Origin of the sequence: Rhodoferax sp. (genome assembly GCF_044236835.1) — a bacterium.
Classification (GTDB): Bacteria; Pseudomonadota; Gammaproteobacteria; order Burkholderiales; family Burkholderiaceae_C; genus Allorhodoferax.
The window spans coordinates 153,334-162,790 of sequence record NZ_JBIIGC010000006.1 but is presented as its reverse complement, the minus strand read 5'-3'; the positions used below and the strand labels follow the sequence as shown (position 1 = coordinate 162,790).

At 61.6% G+C, this 9,457-nt stretch carries 8 protein-coding genes; 1 reads left to right on the top strand and 7 read right to left on the bottom strand.

Annotated elements, in window-relative coordinates; translation table 11 throughout:
- Positions 1-186: 186 nt before the first annotated feature.
- The 7 genes from clpB to ACILRC_RS06385 form a co-directional block, all read right to left on the bottom strand.
- Positions 187-2,787, bottom strand: a complete 2,601-nt coding sequence (gene clpB, locus ACILRC_RS06415) for an ATP-dependent chaperone ClpB (RefSeq protein WP_395668524.1) — start codon at positions 2,785-2,787, stop codon at positions 187-189.
- Positions 2,788-2,880: 93 nt separating this feature from the next.
- The gene (locus ACILRC_RS06410; protein WP_395668523.1) at positions 2,881-3,366 is read right to left on the bottom strand and encodes a molybdenum cofactor biosynthesis protein MoaE; all 486 of its coding nucleotides are present in this window, start codon (positions 3,364-3,366) and stop codon (positions 2,881-2,883) included.
- 10 nt (positions 3,367-3,376) lie between these two features.
- Complete coding sequence (locus ACILRC_RS06405) at positions 3,377-3,628, bottom strand: MoaD/ThiS family protein (protein WP_395668522.1); 252 nt, start codon at positions 3,626-3,628, stop codon at positions 3,377-3,379.
- On the bottom strand, positions 3,625-4,866 hold the full coding sequence (gene glp, locus ACILRC_RS06400; protein WP_395668521.1) for a gephyrin-like molybdotransferase Glp: 1,242 nt from the start codon (positions 4,864-4,866) through the stop codon (positions 3,625-3,627). Before glp ends, ACILRC_RS06405 begins: the two co-directional genes overlap by 4 nt.
- 4 nt (positions 4,867-4,870) lie before the next feature.
- Entirely contained in the window at positions 4,871-6,358 is a 1,488-nt protein-coding gene (gene thrC / locus ACILRC_RS06395) for a threonine synthase (protein WP_395668520.1), read from the bottom strand.
- On the bottom strand, positions 6,358-7,680 hold the full coding sequence (locus ACILRC_RS06390; protein WP_395668519.1) for a homoserine dehydrogenase: 1,323 nt from the start codon (positions 7,678-7,680) through the stop codon (positions 6,358-6,360). The genes thrC and ACILRC_RS06390 overlap by 1 nt, the downstream gene beginning before the upstream one ends.
- A gap of 28 nt (positions 7,681-7,708) precedes the next feature.
- Positions 7,709-8,935, bottom strand: a complete 1,227-nt coding sequence (locus ACILRC_RS06385) for a pyridoxal phosphate-dependent aminotransferase (RefSeq protein WP_395668518.1) — start codon at positions 8,933-8,935, stop codon at positions 7,709-7,711.
- Between the two features lie 98 nt (positions 8,936-9,033).
- Here ACILRC_RS06385 and ACILRC_RS06380 point away from each other — a divergent pair, with 98 nt between their 5' ends.
- Complete coding sequence (locus ACILRC_RS06380; protein ID WP_395668517.1) at positions 9,034-9,399, top strand: Mth938-like domain-containing protein; 366 nt, start codon at positions 9,034-9,036, stop codon at positions 9,397-9,399.
- Positions 9,400-9,457: the final 58 nt, after the last annotated feature.

Sequence of the window (9,457 nt, the reverse complement as noted above, 5' to 3'; positions counted from 1 at the left end):
GCAAAGACGGGCTCACGGTCACAGTTTGCAAGCAAACCGCGACCTTCGGTCGGCTCTCTCCAGAGGAGAAAACCGCAGACTCCCAGAGGAGACTGCACTTTGTAAGGCTGATTAGTTCAGCTACAGACGCGACTTCGAGTCGCACCATCGCCCGATGTTAGCGCCAGCGCCAACCCGGGCGGCGCGTTACTGGAAGCTGAACTGCCCCGGCGAGCGGATCGGATCCACATCCACCCGGATGGTGTCTTTGGGGCTGAACTTGCCTTCGAGCAGCAGCTTGGAAAGCGGATTCTCAATGCGCTGCTGAATGGCGCGCTTCAAAGGCCGCGCACCAAACACCGGATCGAAGCCCACCTTGGCCAGCTCGGCCACCGCAGCGTCCGAGACCTGCAGGGTCAGGTCCAACTTGGCCAAGCGCGCCAGCAGCACCTGCAGCTGGATCTTGGCAATCGAAGCGATATTGGCTGCATCGAGCGCGTGGAACACCACCGTCTCGTCAATGCGGTTCAAAAACTCCGGACGGAAATGGTTCTTCAATTCGCCGGTCACCGCCTCTTTGATGTCGTCGGAATCCTTGCCCACCATGCTCTGAATCAGGTGCGAGCCGATGTTGCTGGTCATCACGATGACCGTGTTCTTGAAGTCCACCGTGCGCCCTTGGCCGTCGGTCAGGCGGCCGTCGTCCAGCACTTGCAAGAGCACGTTGAACACATCCGGGTGGGCCTTTTCCACTTCGTCGAGCAGCAGCACGCTGTAGGGCTTGCGTCGCACCGCCTCGGTGAGGTAGCCGCCCTCCTCGTAACCCACGTAGCCCGGGGGGGCGCCAATGAGACGGGCCACGGAGTGCTTCTCCATGAACTCGCTCATGTCGATGCGCACCAGGTGCTCTTCGCTGTCAAACAAGAAACCTGCGAGGGCCTTGCACAGCTCGGTCTTGCCCACGCCCGTGGGCCCCAAGAACAGGAACGATCCGGTGGGGCGGTTCGGGTCGGACAGGCCCGAGCGCGAGCGGCGGATGGCGTTGGACACCGCGGCAATCGCCTCGTCCTGGCCCACCACGCGCTGGTGCAATTTGCCTTCCATCTGCAGCAACTTTTCGCGCTCGCCCTGCAGCATTTTGGACACCGGAATGCCTGTGGCCCGGCTGACCACCTCGGCGATTTCTTCGGCCCCCACCATGGTGCGTAGCAGTTGCGGGCGACCACCGTCTTTGGCGTTCTTAGCCTTACCAGCCTCAAGCGCCTGCGCGTCCTTGAGCTGCTTTTCGAGTGCGGGCAAGGTACCGTAGCGCAGTTCACCGGCTTTGTTGAAGTCGCCCTTGCGGGTCAGCTCGTCGATCTGGAAGCGCAGCTTTTCGACCTCTTCCATGATCGCTTTGGAGCCTTGGGCCTGCGCCTTCTCGGCTTTCCAGATTTCATCGAGGTCGGCGATCTCTTTTTGCAAGGTGCCGATCTCCTCGTTGATCAGCTCCAATCGCTTTTGCGAGGCCTCGTCTTTCTCGCGCTTGACCGCTTCGCGCTCGATTTGCAGCTGGATCAAGCGCCGGTCTTTCTTGTCCATGATCTCGGGCTTGGAGTCCAGCTCGATCTTGATCTTGGAGGCCGCCTCGTCAATCAGGTCGATGGCCTTGTCGGGCAAAAACCGGTCGGTGATATAGCGGTGGCTGAGCTCGGCGGCGGCCACGATGGCCGGGTCGGTGATCTGCACGCCGTGGTGCGTCTCGTACCTGGCTTGCAGGCCGCGCAGGATCGCAATGGTGGCCTCCACCGTGGGCTCGCCCACCAAAATCTTCTGGAAGCGGCGTTCCAGCGCCGCGTCTTTCTCAATGTACTTGCGGTACTCGTCCAAGGTGGTAGCACCCACGCAATGCAGTTCGCCGCGCGCCAAGGCGGGCTTGAGCATGTTGCCCGCGTCCATTGCGCCCTCGGCCTTGCCCGCACCCACCATAGTGTGCAGTTCGTCAATGAACACAATGGTCTGACCCTCGTCTTTGGCCAGGTCCTTGAGCACGTTTTTGAGCCGCTCTTCAAACTCGCCTCGGAACTTGGCGCCGGCCAAAAGCGCCGCCATGTCCAGCGACAAGACGCGCTTGCCCTTGAGCGAATCCGGCACCTCACCGGCCACGATGCGCTGCGCCAGGCCTTCGACAATGGCCGTCTTGCCCACGCCGGGTTCACCGATGAGCACGGGGTTGTTTTTGGTGCGCCGCTGCAGCACCTGGATGGCGCGACGGATCTCGTCGTCCCGGCCGATCACAGGGTCGAGCTTGCCCATGCGTGCACGCTCGGTGAGGTCGATGCAGTACTTCTTGAGTGACTCACGCTGCTCTTCGGCGTCGGCGTTGTCCACGTTCTGGCCGCCGCGCACCGCCTCGATGGCGGCTTCCAGGCTTTTGCGGGTCAGGCCGTTGGCACGTGCCAGGTTGCCGACTTCGAGTTTGCTGTCGCTGACCGCCAGCAAAAACAGCTCGCCCGCCACAAACTGGTCGCCCCGTTTAATGGCCTCTTTCTCTGACGCCTGCAGCAAAGAGACCAAGTCGCGGCCGACGGTGACTTGCTCTTGGCCTTGCACCTGCGGCAGCTTTTTCACCGCCGCTTCGGCACTGGCGAGCAAGCCCGCCACATTCACGCCAGCACGGCGCATGAGCGCCTTGGGGCCGTCGTCCTCGCGAATCATCGCGACCAGCACATGCACCGGCTCGATGTACGCATGGTCGTTGCCCAACGCGATGGTTTGCGCAGCGCTAAGCGCCTCTTGGAACTTGGTGGTGAGCTTGTCGATACGCATGGCGAGGTCCCTTGCTGGTTCTTGGATTGCGCCATAGCTTGGGGGCAAGCGGGCCGCTTTTCAAGTGCGCTGGCGCACACAGGGGCCAAGAGATCAGAGCGCGTTGCTGGTCGCGATGCCCCAACGTGCCAGGGCAGCGTCGTCAGCCACCCGTGCGTCCACCCACTGCGCGCCCTCGAGGGTTTGCTCTTTCTTCCAAAAGGGTGCCTGGGTTTTGAGATAGTCCATTAAAAACTCACAGGCCTTGAAACTCTCACCCCGGTGTGCCGACGTCACCGCAACCAAAACGATCTGGTCCATGGGCTGCAGCAGGCCCACGCGGTGCACGACGCGCGCGCCGAAGATGTCGAAGCGCCGGTGCGCGTCGTCGACCATGGCCTCGATCGACTTCTCGGTCATGCCCGGGTAATGCTCCAACTCCAGCGAGCGTACCGAACCCGCATCACCCGCGTTGCGGTCACGGACCGTACCCACAAAGGTGCACACAGCACCGACGCGGGGATCTTGGGCGCGCAGCGCGGCCACTTCGGCGGACAGATCAAAGTCCTGGGTCTGGATGACAACGCGGGACGTGGCCACGGTGTGGTACTCAGCCGCCGGTCACAGGTGGAAAAAATGCGATTTCTGCACCATCTACCAAGGCGGAGGCCTCGTCGGCCATGACCTGGTTTTGGGCCATGCGCAAGGCGCGTCCATTGGCCAGGCTTTCGGCATAGGCACCGCCGCGCGCTACCAGTTCGGCACGCAGCGCGGCCAAGTTGGTGGCTTGGGTTTCCATCTCTTCACTGGCGTGGCCAATGGCCTCGCGCACCGAGGCAAAGTACATGATGCGCACCTTCACGCCAGCAGCTCCGCAAAGGACAGAAAGCGAACTGTGTCGCCGCAGACAATGGGTTGCCCAGCAGGCGTGTCCACCAGGCCGTCGCCCCACACCAGGGAGGTTAGAACGCCCGAGCTTTGGTTGGGAAACAAGTTCAAGCCACCTTGGGCGTTACGGCGCACGCGCAAAAACTCTTGCCGCTTGTCGGCCCTGGGCCAATCGAAATCGGCGCGCATCGCGACGCTTTTCGGTGCCACGTCCTGCACACCTTGCAGGCGCAGCAAGAAGGGCCGTACCAGCAGCAAAAACGTGACGAAACTCGACACCGGGTTGCCAGGCAGACCGATGAAGTGGGCAGCACCCACACGGCCATGTGCAAACGGCTTGCCCGGCTTGATGGCGATTTGCCACAAGTCGAGGCTGCCTAGCGATTGCACTGCAGGTTTGATGTGGTCTTCTTCGCCAACGGACACACCGCCGCTGGTCAGAATCAGGTCGTGGCTCTGCGCTGCGCTGCGCAGGGCCTCCACTGTGGCCTGGCGCTGGTCGGGCACGATCCCGTAGTCGGTCACCACACAGCCCAAGCGGCGAAGCAGATGGTGCAAGAAAAACCGGTTGGAGTTGTAAATGGCACCTACGGGCATGTCCTGTGGCGCCACCGCGCCGGGCATCACCAGTTCATCGCCGGTGGAAAACAGCGCCACCCGCGGACGGCGCAGCACCGCAAGCGATGCCATGCCCACGCTCGCGGCCAACCCAACTTCAGCCGGGCCAAGCCGTTGGCCGCGCGCAAGCACCACCGCGCCGCGCTGCACATCCTCGCCTGCGCGGCGAATCCACTGGCCCGGAAGTGGCGTGGAATGGATCTGAATCTGGGCCGGGTCGTCGGACGCGTCCAGCGCAATGCAGTCCTCTTGCGCAACCACCGCATCAGCGCCTTCGGGAACGGGCGCCCCGGTGAAAATGCGGGCCACCGTGCCTGTCTGTAGCGGCATACCGGCCGTGCCTGCCGCAATGCGCTGCGACACTGGCAGCGGGGCACCTTGCAACACCTCCTGCGTGCGCACCGCGTAGCCGTCCATCGAACTGTTGTCCTGGGGCGGCACCTGCAGCGCCGACACCACATCCTGCGCCAGCACCCGGCCGTCGGCCTCCAGTGTGTCGATCTGTTCGGTGTTGGCAACGGGCACCACGGCGTCCAACAACTGCGCAAGCGCCCCTGCTAGCGGCATCAAGGTTGCGCGGGGCGTGGTGACCATGGCGTCAGCGCTGGCAGATGGTGGCGATCAACGCCTTGATGGCGTCCACATCTGCATCCATCTCCACCACCCGTTTGGGTAAGGCCTCGATACCGTCGAACTTGGCAGGACGCTCGGGCTCACGCCCGAGCGCTTCCACTATGGTGGAGGCGAACTTGATGGGCAAGGCGGTCTCCAGTACCACCATGGGAACACCCACCGTGCGCTGCTCAGCGGCAACCTTCAAGCCATCCGCCGTGTGCGGATCGACCAGGATGCCGTGGCGCGACCATGTGTCGCGGATCGTCTGTAGACGGTCCGCATGGGTGCTCTTCCCACTGGCAAAGCCATAACGCGTAGCGGCCTGTGCGAACAGCGGATCGGACCCGAGCTGGAAATAGCCCAGCTTGGGAACGGCGTTGCCAAACAGTGCTTGCGTGCGCTGGCCATCGCGCCCGAGCAGGTCGAACACAAAGCGCTCGAAGTTGCTGGCTTTGGAGATATCCATCGACGGACTGGACGTCTCATGCGTGTTCGCCGCGGCCCGAACGCGGTAGGTGCCAGTGCGAAAGAACTCATCCAACACATCGTTCTCGTTGGTGGCCACGACCAGCTTGTCAATGGGCAAGCCCATCATCCGCGCCACATGGCCGGCACAGACGTTGCCGAAGTTACCGCTGGGGACTGCGAAAGAGACCTTTTGGACTCCGTCCGCCTCGGCGGGTAGCGTGGACACGCCAATACCGTGCGTTGGGGCACCCTCCGTCGCCTGGATGTACCCGGCAAAGTAGTACACCACTTGGGCCAACAAGCGCGCCCAGTTGATGGAGTTGACGGTGCCTATGCGGTGTGTGCGCTTGAAGTCCAGGTCGCCACTGACTGCTTTGACGATGTCCTGGCAGTCGTCGAACACACCGTGGATGGCGATGTTGTGGATGTTGTCGTCCATCAGGCTGAACATCTGTGCCTGCTGAAAAGGACTCATGCGGCCGTGGGGGCTGGTCATGAAGACCCGCACACCCTTTTTGCCGCGCATGGCGTACTCGGCGGCGCTGCCGGTGTCACCGCTGGTGGCACCTAGGATGTTGAGCTCTTCGCCGCGGCGCGCCAGTTCGTACTCGAACAGGTTGCCCAGCAACTGCATAGCCATGTCTTTGAAAGCCAAAGTGGGGCCGTTGGAGAGCGCCTCGATCCACAGGCCGTCTTCGACGTGGCGCAGCGGCACGATCTCGCCGGTGCCGAACACCTCGGCGGTGTAGGTTTTCTCACAAAGCGCGCGCAGGTCCTTAGCGGGGATGTCGTCGATGTACAGCGACAGGACCTCAAAAGCCAGCGCGGCGTAGCCTTGCTCGTGATAGACCTTGCGCCACGCCGACAGCGTTGTGCTGCTGACCTGCGGGTAAGACTGCGGCAGGTACAAGCCGCCGTCAGGTGCCAGGCCTTCGAGCAAGATTTCGCAAAAACGTTTGCCTTCGGTCGCGGGGCCGGCTGCGCGGGTGGAGATGTAGCGCATCAGGCCAACTCTTCCTTGCGGATGCGGGTGATGGGTTCCAACACCGTGGGCAGGGCCTGCATCTGGGCCAAAGCGGCGTTCATCTTGGCCTCTACACAATCGTGTGTCAGGATGATGAGGTCGGTTTGTGTGCCGTCGCCGCCACTGACCTCGTCGGCCTCGCGCTGCAACACCGCGTCGATGCTGATGCCGGCGTCCGCAAGAATGCCGGTCACTTTGGCTAGCACCCCGGCTTGGTCAGCCACCCGCAGCCGCAGGTAGTAACTGGTGACCACCTCAGCCATGGGCAAGATGGGCGTATCGCTCATGGCATCGGGCTGGAAGGCCAAGTGCGGCACCCGCTGGGCGGAGTCGGCAGTGTGCAGGCGAGTGATGTCGACGAGGTCGGCGATCACCGCACTGGCGGTCGGTTCGGAACCCGCACCTTTACCGTAGTACAGCGTGGTGCCCACGGCGTCGGCCTGCACCACCACGGCATTCATGGCGCCTTCCACATTGGCAATCAGCCGTTTGCTAGGCACCAAGCTTGGATGCACGCGCAGCTCGATTCCCTCGGGGCGGCGCTTGGCGATGCCGAGGAGCTTGATGCGGTAGCCGAGTTGCTCGGCGTACTTGATGTCCTGGCTGGACAGCTTGGTGATGCCCTCGACATACGCTTTGTCAAACTGCACTGGTATGCCAAATGCAATTGCTGACATGATGGTCGCTTTATGGGCTGCATCCACACCCTCGATATCGAAAGTAGGATCAGCCTCAGCGTAACCCAAGCGCTGCGCTTCCTTGAGCACCGCACCAAAGTCTAGCCCTTTGCTACGCATCTCTGAGAGGATGAAGTTGGTGGTTCCGTTGATGATGCCGGCAATCCACTGGATGCGGTTGGCGGTCAGGCCCTCGCGCAGGGCCTTGATGATGGGAATGCCACCGGCGACTGCCGCCTCAAACGCCACCATCACACCCTTGGCCGACGCGGCGGCGAAAATTTCTGTCCCATGTACCGCAAGCAAAGCCTTGTTGGCGGTCACCACATGCTTGCCGGCGGCAATCGCTTCAAGCACCAGCGTCTTGGCAATGCCGTAGCCACCGATCAGCTCAATAACGATATCGATATCAGGGTTGGCAATCACGGCACGCGCGTCGCTGACCACCCGGACATCCGGCCCGACGGCGGCCTGGGCACGTGCAGTGTCCAAATCAGCCACCATAGTGATTGCGATGCCGCGACCGGCACGGCGGTGGATCTCGGCTTGGTTTCTCTTGAGCACATTGAATGTGCCACTTCCTACAACGCCAATGCCCAACAGGCCTACTTGAATTGGTTTCATACAGTTCTTCAGTGAAAAAATCAGTCGCTCAGGTGCCGTGTCGTTTGCGGTAGGTCTCCAGAAACCGTGCGACCCGGCCGATGGCTTCACGCAGGTCGTCCTCGTGGGGCAAAAACACAATGCGGAAGTGGTCTGGTTGGTCCCAGTTGAACCCTGTACCTTGCACTAACATGACCCGTGTTTCTTGCAGCAGCTCCATGAAGAAATGCTGGTCGTCTGTGATCGGGTACACAGCAGGGTCGAGCTTGGGAAACATGTACAAGGCCGCACTGGGCTTGACGCAGCTCACCCCTGGAATCTGGGTGATTAGTTCGTATGCCAAGTCGCGCTGGCGGCGCAAGCGGCCGCCCTCGCCCACCAGTTCGTTGATGCTTTGGTGCCCGCCCAGCGCAGTTTGAATCGCCCACTGCCCCGGTACATTGGCGCACAAGCGCATGTTGGAGAGCATATTGAGGCCCTCAATGTAGTCGCGCGCCGCGCGCTTATCGCCCGAGACCACCAACCAACCAGCGCGGTAGCCGCACGAACGGTAGCTTTTGGAGAGCGAATTGAAGGTCAGCGTCAGCACATCATCACTCAGCGAACCGATGGCGGTGTGCGTGGCACCGTCGTACAAGACTTTGTCGTAGACCTCATCGGCAAAAATCACCAGACCGTGCTGTCGGGCGATGTCCACAATGGCATGCAGCAGAGCGTCTGAGTAGAGCGCACCCGTCGGATTGTTGGGGTTGATGACCACGATGCCTCGGGTGCGCGGGGTGATCTTGGCGCGGATGTCGTCCAGGTCAGGCATCCATCCGTTGGACTCTTCGCAGCGGTAATGCACAGGCGAACCACCCGAAAGGCTCGCCGCAGCGGTCCACAGGGGATAGTCGGGCGCAGGCAGCAGCAATTCATCGCCGTCATTGAGCAGACCGTTTGTCGCCATCACAATCAGCTCGCTTGCGCCATTGCCGAGGTAAATGTCTTCCAGGTTGACGCCACGGATGCCCTGGCGCTGGGTCTCGTGCATCACCGCTTTGCGCGCCGCAAAGATGCCTTTGCTGTCGGAGTAACCGGCCGAGTTCGGCAGGTTGCGGATCATGTCTTGCTGGATTTCTTCGGGCGAATCGAAACCGAACACGGCGAGGTTGCCGATGTTGAGCTTAATGATCTTTTGCCCTTCCTCTTCCATCTGCCGCGCTCGGTCCATGATGGGACCTCGAATGTCGTAACAGACATTGGCCAGCTTGGCGGATTTCTGAATGGTTTTCAAAGCGTCTCCAGCAGCGTGTTGGGGGGCGAAACCTATAATTTGACCACACTTACCCACCCACTTTGGCGCCACCAACGCGCCGCAAAGACCACCCCACCATGAAGCTTCTGCCCGACGCCGCCAAAGGCCCAACGATCACTGCCTACGGGTCCGGCTGGGTGGCGGTCAACGGCGTGCGCTACGGGCACAGTCTGGTGGTGAATGCGCAGAGCGGCGCTGCGCCTTGGCCATGCAGCCGCTTTGAGGATCTGGGTGAACAGCACTTTGAAATGCTAGTGGCCATGGCACCGGAGTTGGTTCTTTTTGGCAGTGGCGAGACCACGCGCTTTCCTAAACCCCAATGGCTGCAAACCCTGTATGCGCAACGCATTGGTGTGGAGGCCATGGACACCCAAGCCGCGTGCAGAACTTACAACTTTCTTGCTGGCGAAGGCCGCAGAGTTGTTGCCGCATTGCTGGTTTGACGGGCAAGCCGGCGCGGGGCTGCAGTTTCAATTGCGGTTAAAATAGCCGGTTGCGGTT

Excerpts from the sequence above, each read along its gene's own strand:
- thrC (WP_395668520.1), bottom strand. The coding sequence starts at position 6,358 with ATGCGCTACATCTCCACCCGCGCAGCCGGCCCCGCGACCGAAGGCAAA.
- ACILRC_RS06390 (WP_395668519.1), bottom strand. The coding sequence starts at position 7,680 with ATGAAACCAATTCAAGTAGGCCTGTTGGGCATTGGCGTTGTAGGAAGT.
- ACILRC_RS06380 (WP_395668517.1), top strand. The coding sequence starts at position 9,034 with ATGAAGCTTCTGCCCGACGCCGCCAAAGGCCCAACGATCACTGCCTAC.
- glp (WP_395668521.1), bottom strand. The coding sequence starts at position 4,866 with ATGGTCACCACGCCCCGCGCAACCTTGATGCCGCTAGCAGGGGCGCTT.
- clpB (WP_395668524.1), bottom strand. The coding sequence starts at position 2,787 with ATGCGTATCGACAAGCTCACCACCAAGTTCCAAGAGGCGCTTAGCGCT.